Below are 14,820 nucleotides of genomic sequence, written 5' to 3'. Positions count from 1 at the left end.
GTCCGTGACGGCGGCCTGGTCGGCGGTGGGCGTGGGTGTCGCGACGCCTCCCCCGGCGTCCACGGCGCTGACCAACAACGTGGCCATCACCGGCATCTCGGGCGCCTCGGGCTCGCTGAAGTACTACCACCTGGACGTGCCGGCCAGCCGCGCGGTGACCTTCACGCTGAGCGGCGGCTCGGGTGACGCGGACATGTACGTGAAGTTCGGCTCGGCGCCGAGCACCTCCTCGTACGACTGCCGCCCGTACAAGTCCGGCAACAGCGAGACGTGCTCCTTCGCCGCGAAGACCAGCGCTGGCCGCTACTACGTGATGCTGCGCGGCTACAGCTCGTACTCCAGCACCTCGCTCAAGGGCGCGTACTAGTCCCGAGCACGCTGAGCAGGACATGAGTTGAACGGCCCCTGGGAGGCATGCCTCCCGGGGGCCTTCTCTTTTCCGACGGCCCCTCAGTGCAACAGCCGGGGCCACCAGCGCCAGGCGCACGGGTCGTTGGCGGGGATGCCCAGCTCGACCGGGGCCGGCGGGGCCTCGGCCTCTCCACTTGGGAGGCGCCCCCGGGTGGCTCCGTGAGGACGTGGAAGCCCCGCGGCTGCGGCAGCAGGGCGAAGCATGGCGCTCGCGTGCCCTCCGTGGGCAGGACACTTCCCACGAGGGGACACGCGCGCCCCGGGTGGGTACACCCGATCCACGCCAAGGCTTCGCGGTGCAGCCAGGTAGCGGAGGAGATGATGAAACAACCGGAGTGGGCCCACGGCTTCGTCCCCCGAGCACCGCACCTGTGAAGCCGGAGACGTTCACCCCGTACCGGCGGGCGCTTGTGGCGCGAGACGGGCACCGCCACTCCTCGGTGGATGCCCTCTCGCATTTGGAGTCATGACGATGCGCATCCGCGAAACCGCCGCCGCCCTCACCCTGCTCTTCCTGAGTAGTGGCTGCGCCAACAGGTTCAAGCAGCTCTACCCCGGCATGACGAGGCAGCAGGTCGTCGAGCAGATGGAGCGGGCTCCCTCGCGCACGGAGCTCTTCGAGGACGGCTACTCCGCCTGGTACTACGGGGAGGATCAATGCCTGCTCTTCCAGCAGGACGTCGTCGTCGCCAAGCAGCGGACGGAGGTGACCACGAACGTGAAGACGCCCCTCGGCTCGTTGCGCGAGGAGCTCAAACCCCAATGCCTCCCACCGGGTGTCACGCGCCCGCGGCGGGTGGAGCGGGAGGTGGACGTACGCCTCCCCCAGGGGGTTGGAGTCCAGGGGCGGCAGGTCCAAGGGGAGGAGAAGCCCCGGGAGGAACCGGAGCGGAACTGAAGGCTCGAAGCGGGAGACGGGACGACTACCGAGGCGGAGCCCCCTGCTCCACGCAGAAGGAGCGCGGCGGCTCCCGCCCGTTGACGTCCACGACGACCTCGGCCGTGGGCCTGCACCCCCGGAGCTGTTGATCGCATTGATAGGGATGGAGGCGCCCACAGTCCTCCGTCACCGTACAGGCCTTGATCCAATAGGCCGTCGTGTCCGGCGCGGGGGCCCGGAGCAGCACCGAGCCCTTCTGGCGGCAACCGTCGGGCGGCGGCTCCGGAATGAGGCAGGCACCGCCGCCCCACGCCCCGACGAAGTTGAGGACACACACCCCGCCCCCGCAGTCCGCGTCCTTCTTGCACCCGTCTCCGAGCCGAACCCCACACTCTCCATCCGCCACGGGCTCATCGGGTCCAGGAGTGGGCTGGGGTCCGCCGGAGGGCGGACACTCGAGCGGGGTCGAGACGAGGTGCCACCCCGCGCTCAAGGGAGCCCCGGTGGGTGAATCACTGGCCGACAGCGCCTCGGGCGCGCGAATCAACGCGTTCTGGGAGTAGCCCTCGAGAGGCTCCGAGTCGTCCTTGCGCCCGTTGCCATTCGCATCCTGGAAGCCCCCGAGCCGCCCGATGGCATACCGCGCGCCGGAGGGCGTGGTGTAGAGGAACCCGGGTCCGGGCTCGTCGAACAGGTGCATCTCGAAGGAGCGGAAGAACGCCATGCGGCGGAGGGTGCCCGGCTGCGCCACCAGCTTGTCCGCCTTCGCCGCGCCGCCCGGGCTCCACAGCACCAGGAGGAAGACCTCGGCGTCCTCCTCATTGACGTAATCCGAGGGAGCCACCACCCGTCCCTTGAACGTGAACAGCGGCGTCCCCGAGTACGTCTCGTCGACGAGCGTCTCCCCGCAGGCGAGTGCCGCCCCCGCGAGCAGACAGACGAGCCCGCGAAGAAGGAAAGCGGCCCTGCCCTCGATGCTCACCAGCGCCATACGAGTCCTCCCGCGCCCCACCAGGTGAGGGGGGTCGCCAGCTCACGTGCACCCGTCTCCACCCCGTTCTTCATCACGGTCCGCTGGAAGAGGCCCGTCACCGGCCCGCCCTCGAGCCGCAGCGCGAGCCCCGCGCCCAGGTGCCGCTCCACCGACAGGATTCCGCCGAAGGCCGCGCCCAGCGCATGCCGGTCCGGAGACACCCGGTCCGTGTCGAAGCCCTGCCGGTGGTACACGCCCTCGATGAAGAGCCCGAACGCCAGGCTCACGGGCTGCAAATCCACGAAGCGCTGGAGCGTCAATCCCAGGCCGAGCTCGTCATGGGTGCGCGGCAGCAGCCCGTCCAGCCCGGAGCTCTGGCTCCTCATGCCCCGCAGCCGCACGCCCACGGAGCCCCAATCGAAGTCGAGCCCATAACCCACGCGAAGCTGCGGCGCGGTGCCGTCTCCCGCGAGCATCTCCCCCTGCGCCCCCCCGAGCAGGGAGACGTGATGGGTGTAGCGCTTCCCGCCCCCCCGGCGGCGCACGAGCCGGTCGTAGCGCACGGTCTCGAAGGGCAGCGAGGCCACGTCCGCCACGGCGCCCGCGGCCAGGGACACCTGATACTCCCGGTACTCCTCGGTGCTGCGCTGCTGCACGAAGTAGTGGCCCGCGGGCAGGGACAGCTCCCGGCGGTTGCCCTGTGGCGAGACCTCCGCCACCACGGGTCCCCCGCGCCGCCCCTCCAGGATGAGGTAGAGCGACGAGGAACCGAGCCGCAGCCGCCCCATCCTTCCCTGTGTCGTCTCCGGAGTCGACAGCACCAGCTCGCCACGCCCCTTCACCTCCCAGGAGTAGGTGGGGTGCTGCAGCGCCACCGTCTGGCCACTCGAGCGCAGCGTCTGGGTATAGGCATAACCATACGCCTCGGTCAGCGTGACCTTGCCGTCATCGTCATGGTCGGCCGCGCCGCGCAGCGCGTTCATCAGGTGGTGGGTGAAGAACGAGCCACGAAGCTCATCGGACTCCTGGCTCGACTCGCCCGCGGCGCTGGAGGTGAGGATGGCCAGGCCCTCGGTGGCGATGTTGTTGCGCAGGGAGATGTCGAAGCTCTCGGCGGCGTTGACGCCCTTCACCCGGGTGACCGCTCCGGAGCGGCAGGCATCGAGCACGAGCAGGCGCACGCCCGCGGGCGAGCCCGCCACCAGCGTCTTCAGCTCCTCGAGTGGCAGCTCCGTTCCACCGAGGTGGAGCGCGGTCGCGTCGGCATGGCCCGAGTAGAAGACCACGAGCGCGGTGGGATGCCCCGCCCCCGCCTGGGCGCGGATGGAGGCGTTCACATCCTGCAGGGCCCGCCGCACCGAGCCCGCGTCATCGCCGAGCAGCAGCATCGTCCGCCGCGACGAGACGCCCCCGTGCTGGCGCAGCACGTCGGAGAAGGCCCGGGCATCCTGTTCCGCGAAGAGCAGGCCCACCTCGTGGGGAGCCCCCTGATCATGGCCGATGGCCACCACCCAGGTGTGCTCGGGGAGCGCCCGGGCCGGTGTGGACACGAGCACCGCCAGCACGAGGCCTGGCAGGAAGAAGGCCCCCCGGCTCATCCGCCCTTCTCCATGATGAACGACGTCATCGCGCAGCCCTCGGGGCACACGGGCTTCCCCCCGGCGCCTCCCGAGGTGCACTCCGGCGGACCCACCTCGAGCGGGCAGTGCACCAGGTAGAGCATCTCGCGGCCCGGCTGCGCGTCGAGCGACACCGCGCCCGGGAGCTCGATGCCATCGCCCTCCTCGAAGCGCGTCTGGACACCGGGCTCCAGCGGCCACGCCGTATAGAGCGCCCCGGACGCCTCGACGCCGAGCACCGTCACGTGCCCCTCCGCCGGCACGTCCACGCGGAAGCGGAGCCGGTCGCCCGGCGCGAACGCCTCACCGCTCACCACCTCCTCGGAATGGTCGCCCGTGAGCCGGAACACATGCAGTCCGAGCGCCCCCTTCATCCGCGTCCCCTGTTGGCCGGGGACCACCACCATCAGCACGACGGCCGCGGTGGCCACCATCGCCAGCGGGGCGAGCAGACGGCGCGTCCAGCCGCTCAGCCGCTCGGGGAGCGAAGCCCGGGCGGGCTCATCGAGCCCCTTCCGGATGCGCCCCAGCATCACGCGCGGGTCCACGCCCTCGATGGCACCGAAGCCGGCCCGACGCTCGGCCATGCGAGCACCACAATCGGCACAGCCCGCTACATGGCGCTCGCTCCGTTGAGCCTCCTCCGGCGGGAGCTCTCCCGCGTGGAGCCGATCCAACGTGAAGTCGGAAGGGCACTCCGGCCCACCCGCGCGCAGATTGACGAAGTCAGGCGGCTTCATGAGCGCTTCCTTCCGAATCCCAGGAACCCCGAGCTCTTGCGTTCCGGTGGTGGTGCGGCCGGAGGAGGCGGCGTGCCATCCGTGCCTCCCGCCGTCCGCGCGTTCACCCACTCCTGGAACCGCTCCAGGAGGTTGCCCACCGTGCGCTTGGACACGCCGAGCACCGAGGCCGCTTCCTCGTGCGACATGCCGTCGAGGAAGACGTACACGGCGGCGGCGGCCTGGCGCTCGTCGGCTTCCGCGAGCAACCGGCGCAGCAGCACGAGATCATCGGGGCTCACCGACGCGGCCCGCGAGTCGCTGTCCGCCATGGGCGACACATGCTCCTCGTGCAGCTCGGTGCGGCGCGAGCGGTCACGGATGAGGTTCAGACAGTAGTGGGTGGTGATTTGATAGAGCCAGGTCGTCATCTGGCTCTGCTGCCGGAAGCTCCCGGCGGCACGGAAGGCGCGGATGAAGATCTCCTGCGTGGCCTCCTCCGCGTCGGCGGGATTGCCCAACAACCGCAACGCCCGGCGGTACACCCGGGGCCCGTGCTGGTTGAAGAGCAGGGAGATCTGCTGCGAGTCGTCTCGGCTCAATGCGTCAATCGGGAATGGGGAGGAGCGCACTCTACCAGACCCGAGCGCGTCCAGCCGGAGCCCCCCGCCGCTGGATTGTAGCTGCAATAGGATCGTCATCGACGCGGGCCTCCTGCTGGCACTCCAGAACCTTGGACCCGTGAGCCGGCGATCCGGGCAAGACCCCCGGCGGAATTTCCCGGGTTGGCGGCTCCCCCTCCGGATTGCTCGCCGCCTGTCTCCCGAGCGAGCCGGCACCCGCCGCCGCGCATGTCCGTTCCTGGACGCATCGCGCGCACGCCCCGCACCGCGTCACACCGTGGCCCTCGCGTGAAATCCGCGGGCCCGTGGCAGAGCCATGACGTGGCGCGGGTAGACGGACAGCATGTTCCTCCACGCGCTCGGACACTTCCACCCGGAGAACCTCATCACCAACGCGTTCCTCCAGGACATCGGCCTGGAGACGGACGACGCGTGGATCGTCGAGCGGGTGGGCATCCGCACCCGGCACACCGTGCTGCCGCTCGACTACATCCGCGAGACACGCAACCGGGACGTGCGCGGAGCACTCGAGGCCGCGCTGTACTCCAACGCGGAGACGGGCAAGCGCGCGGCGCTGATGGCCCTGCGGCGCGCGGGGCGCGACGTGAAGGACGTGGGGATGGTGGTGTCCGGTGGCTGCTCGCCCGACGAGTGCATTCCGGCGGAGGCCTGCCGCATCGCCGAGGCGCTGGGCATCGAGGCCCCGTCGCTGGACGTCAACGCAGCCTGCTCCTCCTTCTGCGCGCAACTGCACTTCCTCGCCGGGATGCGGCCGGAGCGCCTCCCGGACTTCATCCTCGTGGTGAATCCGGAGAACTCCACCCGCGTGGTGGACTACTCGGACCGCTCCAGCTGCGTGCTGTGGGGCGATGGCACCAGCGCCGCGCTGCTCAGCCCACGCATCCCCGGCCCCTGGCGCATCACGCGGACACTGCTCGGCGGGAGCCCCTCGGGCGCGGACAAGGTGAAGGTGCCCCGCGCCGGCCACTTCACCCAGCAGGGCGCCGCGGTGCAGACCTTCGCCATCAAGCGCGCGAGCGAGACCTTCCTCGCGCTGCGCGCGCACTACCTCGCGGCCTCTCCGGGACGCACACCGGACGGGCTGAGCCTCATCGGACACCAGGCCAACCTGCGCATGCTGGAGGCGGTGCAGCGGCGCACCGAGGTGTCCGACGCGCGCCACTTCCACAACGTGGGGTACCGCGGCAACTGTGGGGCCTCGGGTGCGCCCACCGTGCTCTCGGAGAACTGGGACAACCCCCAGGTGGGAGACGCGGTGGCGCTCGCCGTGGTGGGCAGCGGCCTCACCTGGGCCGGTGCCCTCCTGGAGCGCCGCGCTACGGCTGGAGCGTGAAGGTGTAGATGGGCCAGGAGCTCGGGTCGTAGGCGACGCAGCTCCCACGGTCCCAGTTCTTGAAGCGCATCTCGAGGGTGCGCGCCCCCACCGGTGCCGTGATGGTGGCCGGCGCCGGCTGCCGGATGTAGCCGCTCGTGGTGGTCACGTAGGCGCTCTGGAAGGTGCCGTAGTCGAAGCGGTACTCGACGGCGATGAGCCAGGTGTCCATGCCGCTGTACGTCGCACGGCAGGTCTTCAGCCGATCGAGCGCGTACTGGACGGTGAAGGGCTGGCCGGCGCGCAGGGTTCCGGTGACCGTATAGGGGCCGCTCGCCGGAAAGGCGATGACCGGGGTCTGCGCCGCGGCGGAGGTGGCGAGCAGCAGGGGAAGGACGAACGCACAGAGTCTGGACGACACGACAAGCTCCTGGTGGGGGGAAGGACAACGCGGGCATCCTCTGGGATCCAGCAGGGAATCTTCCAGGGATTTCCCACTTTGGAGTTTTTACAGCATTCCCCCTCCTGGTGTCCTGGTAGCCTGAGAAGCCGGCCAGCGTGACGACGGGAGAGGAGGACCGAGGTGGCCTGGAGCGGGTGGACAGGGCGGGTGTTGGGAGTGGCGTGGCTCGAAGGTCCCGAGGGCCAACGGGTGCGGCTGGAGCGGCGGGCAGCGGCGTTGTTGGCCTATCTGGGGCTGGAAGGGTCCTCGCCCAAACCGACCCTGACCGGCCTGCTGTGGCCCGACTCGCCCCCCACCACCGCACGCAACAACATGCGTCAGCTGCTGCGTCGGCTGCGTCTGGCGTGTGGCGGCCTCGAGGTGGTGAAGGCAGACACCGAGCGCCTGGAGCCCGGTCCCGGGCTGGCCGTGGACGTCGCGCGCCTGAAGTCCGCCGCCGCGGCCCACGCACACGCCCAGGTCCTCGAGGCCCTGAATACCGCGGGCGGTAGCGCGCTGCTGCCCGGCTTCGACTACGAGGACTGCCCGGAGCTGGCACGCTGGCTGGACGGTGCCCGTGCCGCCGTGGAAGGTTGGGTGCGCCAGGCGCGTGAGGCGGAGCTCGAACGCCACATGACCCAGGGCGACCGGACGACCGCCCTGACCCTGGCCCAGGCCTGGGTCCAACAGGAGCCCGAGTCCGAGCAGGCCGGCCGCTACCTCATCCGCCTGCACTACCTCCAGGGAGATCGCGGCGCCGCCCTCGCCGCCTTCGAGCGGCTGCGCTCCGTCCTCTCCCGCGAGCTGGACGTCACCCCCATGCCCGAGACCCTCGAGCTGGTGCGGCACATCGAGAAGGACACCCCGCTCCCCCGTCCTCCCGCCGCGCTCCCTCCGTCACTCCCCCTCTCCGTGCTGCGGCCTCCGGTGCTCGTGGGCCGGGAGTCCGCCTGGCGCCAGCTCGAGGAGGGATGGAACGCCGGTCAGGTCCTGTTCATCACCGGGGAGCCCGGGAGCGGCAAATCCCGGCTCGCCGAGGAGTTCGCGGCCTTCAAGGGCTCGTGGTTCCGGATTGAAGGGCGTCCAGGAGACCAGGAGGTCCCCTTCGCCTCGCAGGCCCGCGCCCTCCGGACCCACATGACCCGCCACCCCGACGTGAAGCTGCCAGATTGGGTGCGCGACGAGCTCTCACGCATCCTCCCCGAGCTGGGCGACCCACGCCGTCTCCCCCCACTGGCCTCCGAGGCCGACGAGCTGCGCTTCTACGATGCTCAAGCGGAGGCGCTCCGGCTGCTCAGCGAGGGCGGTGTCATCCACGTCGTGGACAACGTGCAGTACTGGGACAAGGCCAGCTCCAAGGTCTTCACCTACGCCGTCGCACGCCTGCTCGACGCCAACGGGGGGACAGCTCAAAAACCGCGCATCATCGATTGCTACCGCCGGGGAGAGCTCCCGCCCTACTCCGAGGCCAACATCCGGCAGTTGGTGGACGCGGAACTGGCGCGCGTCGTCGACCTCGGCCCCCTCTCCCCCGAGGAGGTGCGCCAGTTGTTGGCGAGCCTGCGGCTCCCCGGCGCCGAGGCCCATGCCGAGGCCATGGCCCGCTACACCGGTGGCAATCCCCTCTACATCACCGAGACCCTCAAGCACCTGCTCGAGACCGACTCCCTCCACAAGGACTGGCCCCACCGGCTGTTGCCTCCGGGGCGCGTCGGTCCGCTCATCCAGCACCGTCTGGAGCGGCTGTCCGCGTTGGCCCTCCAGTGTGCCCAGCTCGCCGCCCTGGCCGGCTCCCACTACCGGCCCGCGCTCGCCCTCGACGTCCTCGAGGTGAGCGCCACCGAGCTTCATGCCGCGCTCAGCGCGCTCGAGGCCGCGCAGATCCTGGTGGACGAGCGCTTCAGCCATGACCTGGTGCTGGAAGCCGTCCGGGCCAGCCTCGCCCCCGCCGCCGCCCGGGTCCTGCATGGCCGTCTCGCCACCGTGCTCGAGCGCGAGGGAGCCCCGGCCATCCTCCTGGCCCACCACTGGATGGAGGCGGGCTCGGTGGAGCGTGCCCTGCCCTTCCTGCTGGCCTCCGCGCACGCGGACGAGCAGGTGCTTCCCCCCGAGCAGGCCGCCGATCATTACGCTCGCGCGGCGGCCCTCATGGACGCGACGGGCCGACCCGAGGATGCCGCGCAGGCGCGCGCCGCCGAGGCGCGGTGCCGCACCCGGGCCCGTCACGCCACGCCCAGCAACGCGTCCAACCGCTCGCGGTAGCCGCGGCTGAGCTTCAGGCAGGTGCCATCGCCCAGGATGACCTGGTACTCGCCATGGAAGAGCGGGCGCATCTCCCGCACCCGGCGCGCGTTGACGATGGTGGAGCGGTGGATGCGCACGAACTGGCGGGGATCCAACTGTGCCTCCAGCTCGCGCAGGGGTTGACGGAGCAGGTGCGTCTGGCCTCCCGCGTGGGCCTGGACGTAGTAGTCCTCGGCTTCCAGCCAATCCACCTCGCTCACGGAGAGGAAGGCGACCCGGCCGACCTCCTTGAGCACCAGCCGCTCCAGATAGCGCGACGCGGGAGGCGGCGGCGGCGCCAGGTTCGCGGCGGACTGGGAGGTGCTCAGCAGGCCCATCAACTGGCGCGCCAGCGCCTGGATGCGCCCACCCCGCACGTGCTCCTTGGCGCGCGACAGCACCCGGGTGACGCGCTCCTCGTCGTAGGGTTTGAGGAGGTAGTCGAGCGCGTGCGCCTCGAAGGCCTTGAGGGCGTGGGAGTCGTCCGTATTGACGAAGATGGTGGCGCCCGTGTGCGCGGGACCTGCTTCCCGCAGCACCTGGAAGCCATCCATGCCCGGCAATTCCACTCCGAGGAAGACCACGTCGATGGGGTGTTGGCGCAGCATCCGCACCGCGACGGGCCCACTGTCACACTCGCCCACCACCTCCACCTCCGGGTCCGTGGCCAGCCATGAACTCAGGCTCTGGAGGGAAGGACGCTCAGAATCCACCAGCAGTACGCGGATGGGGGCACTCTCCGTCGACAGGCTCACGGCGCGTACTCCCCGAGCGTGTCACATGGTTCGTGGGAGGAGACGATCTCGATGAATCTTTTCAGTTCCATGACCAGGGGGCTCAGGCACAAGTCCATGAAGATGGGTTGCGAGCATCCCTACCGGCCTAGGGGTGACGAAGGCGTGACGGCTGAAGCATCCACCCGAGGGGGTGTCCGGCGGCGGCGTCACGCATCGCGCCGCCGCCGGAGGCAGGACTCAGTAGTAGCGCACCGTCAAGTCGTGAAGGATGGCCGAGCAGCCGGTCTTCGACCCGGCCTCCTTGCCATCCGTGTCACCCACGCAGGAGAGCATCCACACCAGCCGGGTGGCGGGAATGAGCTGCGGGAACCCGTAGCCGTTGATGCCGTGCCCCGTATCCGTGAAGCCAAACGAGAACGGCTGGGTCAGTCTGGCCGTCTGAGCGTCGCAATCCGCCGCGGTCAGGCAGACCTTCTCGATGGCGCTGCCCGTGGTGGAGAAGATGTGGTACCACTTCCAGCCCTCGGCCCTGGTGTCGCCCCCATCCGTCTCCTGGGCCCTGATGTACATCCCCACCCACAGCTCGGTGTCACCGTTGCGGAGCTCGAGCTGGACGTTGATGTCCATCTCGGGACCGTTCCCACCGAACTCGGTGTCACCCGCCACCTTCGGCGGCGGGAAGAAGTTCAGGTTGGTGTCATTGAGAACGACCGAGTAGAGCCCCTGCTCGGTGGTGGCCAACTGCTCGGTGCCCTGGACGGGCTCCTGCTCCATGGCGTCGACGCCGCAGCCAGCCAGGCCCAGCGCCACCGTGGGAAGTGCGAAGGAAATGAGTTTGCGGAACATGGTTTTCTCCATTTGGTGAGAATCTGGAATGAATGTGAACGGCCGAGACCACCCTCGCGGGTGGCGCCCCGGGCACACCGGTCTGCCCGGGTTGCAAAGCCAAACTACAGAGCCGTGCACACGCCGGCCGCAGTGGTTCCGTGAGGCGCTCCACCGGTGCTGTGAACCGGCCTGCCGCACCCGTGAAACGTCAGAGATTGCCTGACTGGACGAAACGAGGCGGCTTTTCCCATCCACCCACGCCGGAGAAGTCCCGCGCTACTGAAGAGTGACATCAAAGACCGTGGGATGCCTGCCACTCGAGGCGCTCATCGGCATCTCGCGCCAGCCGTTCGAGCACCTCGTCCAGCGAGAGGAACACCTCCCACGGAGCCAACCCGCACGCGGCGGCTACGCGGCGGCGGACCTCCTGCTCGAGCGGCTCGTCCCGCTTCCCCTTCCAGACCGTGTCGGCCAGCGTGACGAGGAGGTCCTCGAGCGCCAGGGCCTCGCGCTCGGACTGCGCATGCGTCCGGGCGAAGCGCGCGAGGTGAGCCGGAACGCCCCGTGAGAGAAGGAGCTGCTCCCCGAGGGCCTCGTGCCTGTCTCCTGGCTGGGAGAGCTCTTCCCGGACCACCGCCTTGCCGACATCGTGAAGCGCGGCGCCGAAGGCCACGGCCTCCGCGTCGAACGACAACCGGGGCCAGCGCTTGCGCAGCGCGGAGGTGAGCCTGCCGGCCACGTCGTGAACGAGCGTCAGGTGGGCCATCAGCCGCGGAGGCGCGCGCAGTTCCTCGAGGATGCGCGCGGCGGACTCGGGGAGCGCGTGGAGACGAAGGGACATGGGGCGTCCGTGAGCATACGCGGGTAGAGTCATCCTTGATGCCAATCCACGATGCAATCATCGAGGCCCAGAAGCTCATCGGAAGGCTTTGGAAGGAAGAGCAATCTCCTGAACGAGAAAGAATCCTGGAGTGTGCGGGCTGCATCCTCTCGTTCATCTCCGCGACCGGCCAGGACTACCGGTTCGAGGACTTCCGCCAGAGTCAGGACCCAGGCCGCCCGACCCGGGTTGAACCGAGTCATCTCGCCCCAACTGAACCAGGAGCCGCTGGCAGTGCGAACATCCGGGAGCTTCTGGCCAGAACCCGTGGATTCTTCGCTCAACTGCTGGCCGCGCCGGGTGCGACCAATGATCATGGATCGATTCGTCTCATCCTCGACGTGGTGGATTACATCATTTTGACCGGCGAGCTTGTCACTTTGGACGAGTATATGCGGAGGCTCGAAGCCGGTTCCCCACCACCCGTCATCGCCGCGTTCGACTCGCAGAGAGCGGCAGCGGACTGGCTGGAACGGGCTCCCGAGCCACCCAGCAGGGCTTTCGTATTGATTGGGGACCAGTACCACCAGGCCGTCTATCTTCGAGACATCAACCACCGCAAGGTCATGCCGTGGCCCGCCATGGAGTACTACCTCGCGGAACTCGTACAGGATGTAGCCCCCATCGCCGTGGCCTCATTCGTCAGCAGTGAGATGGCAGAGTCCTGGCTGAAAGAGCAAACCGAGCCGCCGAACCGCGCATGGGTGATGATCGCGGGCGAATTCCACCTCGCGGTCAACCACGCCAACGTCCAACGCCGTGCCCTGTATCCCCTGTCGATGGCCGATGGTTACACCATCAATGACGAGGTCGAACCCGAGCCATCACGGCCAGGCTGAGACGTGCGGATGGGCTCGCGGACACGCACCGCCAATGGAGAGTCCCCCCGGTGACCATCACGCGCCCGGCCGATTCGTCAAGTGACCTGCTCCAGGGTAACCGCTCCGGTTGAGCAGTCCTTGTCCGCGCAGGCGGGCTCCTCTACGGTGCGAGCCTCTCCCCGGAGGCCCCGTGCGCCCTCGCTCGTGGACAGCCCTGCTCTGGTTCCTTCTCGTCACTCCCCTCGCAGCGAAACCAGCACGGGCCACCGGGCTCGAATCGCGGCGCGGCACGGTGCTCGTCGCGGGACAGCCAGAAGTGCTCCCGGTGTTGTTCGTGGACTCGGGCACGGTCACCCGGGTCCGCTTCGTGGACCTCGTGGAGCCACGCGTATCGCCGGAGCCAGAGTGGCAGGGGCGTGTCGAGGTGGCCCCCTTTGGAGAGCGCTCCCTGGTGGTCTCCCCCGTGAAGAACCTGCCCGAGGGGGAACGCCTGCTGCTGCCCGTGACGGGACGCACGGAGGCCGGTGAGCCCGTCTCGTTGACGCTGGCGCTCGTCACCCGGAGGGAGGTGGTGGACGCGGAGGTGTGGATAACCCGCGCCCACGTGATTCCCGAGCCGGTGGCGGACGGAAACGAGGTGGACGCGGTCGCCCGCGAGTTGCTCGCGAGCCACGTACCAGGAGGCGGCCATCCCAGGCTGTCGCTCCGTGTTCCGGGCATGAAGGGAGCCTCCGTTCCGGCCAGCGGCCTCCGGGCCTGGGTCGAGTCTTCCCTCCAGTTGGAGGGATACCTCTTCGTCACGGTCACCCTTCAGGTCGACCGCCGCAACACCAGGCCCTGGCGGCTCGTCCGGGTCCGGCTGGAGGCCGGGTGCCCTCGAGGTGAGGGGCTCCCCGTGCGCATCACCTCGGGTACTTTCGGCCAATACCAGTTCCACACCTTCACCACGCCGATGCCAGAGGACGCTGGATGCGTGGAGCTGACCCTGGAGGAGGACGGCCCCCGGACGCTGCGCCTCGAAGGACTGAAGGTGAACCCATGAAGCGCCCGCTCCACCCGGACCAACTCCGCCCGGGCCACCGCGTGCGTCACTACCGGGTGGTCCGCCGTCTGGGCTCCGGCGGTTTCTCCACCGTCCTCCTCGTGGAACACGGAGGCCACTGCTTCTCGATGAAGATGGCGGCGCGGCCGCCGAGCGCCGAGGACGAGTCACACGTGGACGAGCGGGCAGTCCGCGAGGCGGTGGTGCTGGGGCACTTCCGGCATCCCCACCTGCCGAAGGTCTACGCGACGGGACGCTGGCCAGACGCGGACTCGGGCTACTTCTTCGTCGTCACCGAGTACATCCCCGGGTGCACCTTCAACCGGTGGCGTTGGAAGACACACTCCTCGCTGCGCCGGCAAATGGAGGAGGTGGCCGAGGTGGCACGGGTACTTGCGGAACTGCACGAGCGCGGCGTGGTGCACCGGGACCTCAAAGCAGACAACCTCCTCATCCGGGAGGGTGACGAGAAGCTCTTCCTCACCGACTTCGGCTCGGCCTTCCTGCCCGGGGCCTACACGCTGACAGAGGTGTTGCCGCCGACCACGTTCCACAACCTGCCTCCCGAGTGCGCCACCTTCCTCATCAACGGCGATTGGGAGCAGGGAGCGCGCCTTTCCGCCACTCCCGCCATGGACCTCTACGGCCTGGGGGCCCTGCTCTACGAGGCGCTCACCGACTGCCATCCCTTCAGTCCCCGGCTACCCCAGGCGCAGCTGCTGCTCGCCATCGAGTCGATCGTCCCGAAGGAGCCCCTCCTGCTCGACCCGCGCGTGCCACCAGGGCTCAATGAGCTGACGATGCGGCTGCTGGCGAAGCGGCCGGAGCAGCGCCCTCCGAATGCCCGGGCCGTCCACGAGGAACTGATGCGGATGCTGGAGGCGGAGGGAGACTCGGAGCCATGGAAGCGCCCGTATGTCTTCGCGGCACGGGAGGAGGAGGCCCCCACCCCTCCAGAGGAGAACGCGGCGCCGGAGACGTCCACTCCAGCGGGGCGGACGGCGGACGCACGGAAGGAGCCGAGGAAGCCGCGGCACCAGAGAGGGGCGCTCCTGGTGCTCGCCATCACCACGGGGGTACTCGGGTTAGGGTGGGGTCTGGTCCGCGAGGAGTGTGTCTCTGCCTTCGAGCTGGCGTGCTCCGGCGCGGGTTCCACCGAGAAAGGAAGCCACTCCTTGTTCCCCTCCCGCAGAGCCGACGACACCCTCTCGCAGCCCCCCCCCCCCAGA

Annotated in this window: 15 protein-coding genes; 7 read left to right on the top strand and 8 right to left on the bottom strand. The window is 69.3% G+C overall.

What is annotated here, in order from left to right:
* Together Q664_RS35560 and Q664_RS58285 are read left to right on the top strand one after the other, a co-directional pair.
* A partial coding sequence (locus tag Q664_RS35560; protein ID WP_200883812.1) for a pre-peptidase C-terminal domain-containing protein occupies window positions 1-367 on the top strand: 367 nt, incomplete at its 5' end.
* Between the two features lie 516 nt (window positions 368-883).
* Entirely contained in the window at window positions 884-1,309 is a 426-nt protein-coding gene (locus tag Q664_RS58285; RefSeq protein ID WP_052519073.1) for a hypothetical protein, read from the top strand.
* Window positions 1,310-1,334: 25 nt separating this feature from the next.
* Here Q664_RS58285 and Q664_RS35550 read toward each other — a convergent pair whose 3' ends face one another.
* The 4 genes from Q664_RS35550 to Q664_RS35535 are packed head-to-tail and all read right to left on the bottom strand — an operon-like array spanning window position 1,335 to window position 5,204.
* Entirely contained in the window at window positions 1,335-2,282 is a 948-nt protein-coding gene (locus tag Q664_RS35550; protein ID WP_043406159.1) for a hypothetical protein, read from the bottom strand.
* Window positions 2,270-3,862, bottom strand: coding sequence for a caspase family protein (locus tag Q664_RS53110; RefSeq protein WP_052519072.1), 1,593 nt, complete (start codon window positions 3,860-3,862; stop codon window positions 2,270-2,272). Before Q664_RS53110 ends, Q664_RS35550 begins: the two co-directional genes overlap by 13 nt.
* Entirely contained in the window at window positions 3,859-4,623 is a 765-nt protein-coding gene (locus tag Q664_RS35540; RefSeq protein ID WP_043406156.1) for a hypothetical protein, read from the bottom strand. The genes Q664_RS53110 and Q664_RS35540 overlap by 4 nt, the downstream gene beginning before the upstream one ends.
* Entirely contained in the window at window positions 4,620-5,204 is a 585-nt protein-coding gene (locus Q664_RS35535; protein ID WP_052519071.1) for an RNA polymerase sigma factor, read from the bottom strand. Before Q664_RS35535 ends, Q664_RS35540 begins: the two co-directional genes overlap by 4 nt.
* Before the next feature lie 364 nt (window positions 5,205-5,568).
* On the opposite strand from Q664_RS35535, the gene Q664_RS35530 reads away from it, so the two are divergent.
* Window positions 5,569-6,579 carry a 3-oxoacyl-ACP synthase III family protein gene (locus Q664_RS35530; protein WP_043406153.1) on the top strand — a complete coding sequence of 337 codons (1,011 nt, stop codon included), beginning with the start codon at window positions 5,569-5,571 and terminating at the stop codon, window positions 6,577-6,579.
* On the opposite strand, the gene Q664_RS35525 is transcribed toward Q664_RS35530, so the two are convergent.
* Window positions 6,563-6,979 carry a DUF6209 family protein gene (locus Q664_RS35525; RefSeq protein WP_052519070.1) on the bottom strand — a complete coding sequence of 139 codons (417 nt, stop codon included), beginning with the start codon at window positions 6,977-6,979 and terminating at the stop codon, window positions 6,563-6,565. The two genes, Q664_RS35530 and Q664_RS35525, sit on opposite strands and share 17 nt — an antisense overlap.
* A 162-nt stretch (window positions 6,980-7,141) precedes the next feature.
* On the opposite strand from Q664_RS35525, the gene Q664_RS35520 reads away from it, so the two are divergent.
* Window positions 7,142-9,262 carry an ATP-binding protein gene (locus Q664_RS35520; RefSeq protein WP_052519069.1) on the top strand — a complete coding sequence of 707 codons (2,121 nt, stop codon included), beginning with the start codon at window positions 7,142-7,144 and terminating at the stop codon, window positions 9,260-9,262.
* Here the strand turns inward: Q664_RS35520 and Q664_RS35515 are convergent.
* The 3 genes from Q664_RS35515 to Q664_RS35505 form a co-directional block, all read right to left on the bottom strand.
* Window positions 9,223-10,038 (bottom strand): LytR/AlgR family response regulator transcription factor, encoded by an 816-nt coding sequence (locus tag Q664_RS35515; protein WP_052519068.1) that lies wholly within the window; start codon window positions 10,036-10,038, stop codon window positions 9,223-9,225. The genes Q664_RS35520 and Q664_RS35515 overlap by 40 nt on opposite strands.
* Before the next feature lie 219 nt (window positions 10,039-10,257).
* Window positions 10,258-10,866: a hypothetical protein gene (locus tag Q664_RS35510; RefSeq protein ID WP_043406151.1), complete on the bottom strand. Its 609-nt coding sequence runs from the start codon at window positions 10,864-10,866 to the stop codon at window positions 10,258-10,260.
* Window positions 10,867-11,140: 274 nt separating this feature from the next.
* Window positions 11,141-11,689 carry an HD domain-containing protein gene (locus Q664_RS35505; protein WP_043406148.1) on the bottom strand — a complete coding sequence of 183 codons (549 nt, stop codon included), beginning with the start codon at window positions 11,687-11,689 and terminating at the stop codon, window positions 11,141-11,143.
* A 38-nt stretch (window positions 11,690-11,727) separates the two neighbouring features.
* On the opposite strand from Q664_RS35505, the gene Q664_RS35500 reads away from it, so the two are divergent.
* The 3 genes from Q664_RS35500 to Q664_RS35490 all read left to right on the top strand — a co-directional run.
* A complete protein-coding gene (locus tag Q664_RS35500) occupies window positions 11,728-12,567 on the top strand; it encodes a hypothetical protein (protein WP_043406144.1) in 840 nt (279 codons plus the stop codon).
* Window positions 12,568-12,739: 172 nt separating this feature from the next.
* Window positions 12,740-13,591 (top strand): DUF2381 family protein, encoded by an 852-nt coding sequence (locus Q664_RS35495; protein ID WP_075207609.1) that lies wholly within the window; start codon window positions 12,740-12,742, stop codon window positions 13,589-13,591.
* On the top strand, window positions 13,588-14,820 hold a 1,233-nt coding region (locus tag Q664_RS35490), incomplete at its 3' end, for a serine/threonine protein kinase (protein WP_160174570.1). The genes Q664_RS35495 and Q664_RS35490, both read left to right, overlap by 4 nt.

It is taken from the genome of Archangium violaceum Cb vi76, assembly GCF_000733295.1.
In the GTDB taxonomy this organism is placed as follows: Bacteria; Myxococcota; Myxococcia; order Myxococcales; family Myxococcaceae; genus Archangium; species Archangium violaceum.
This window is presented reverse-complemented; position numbering and strand designations above follow the sequence as displayed.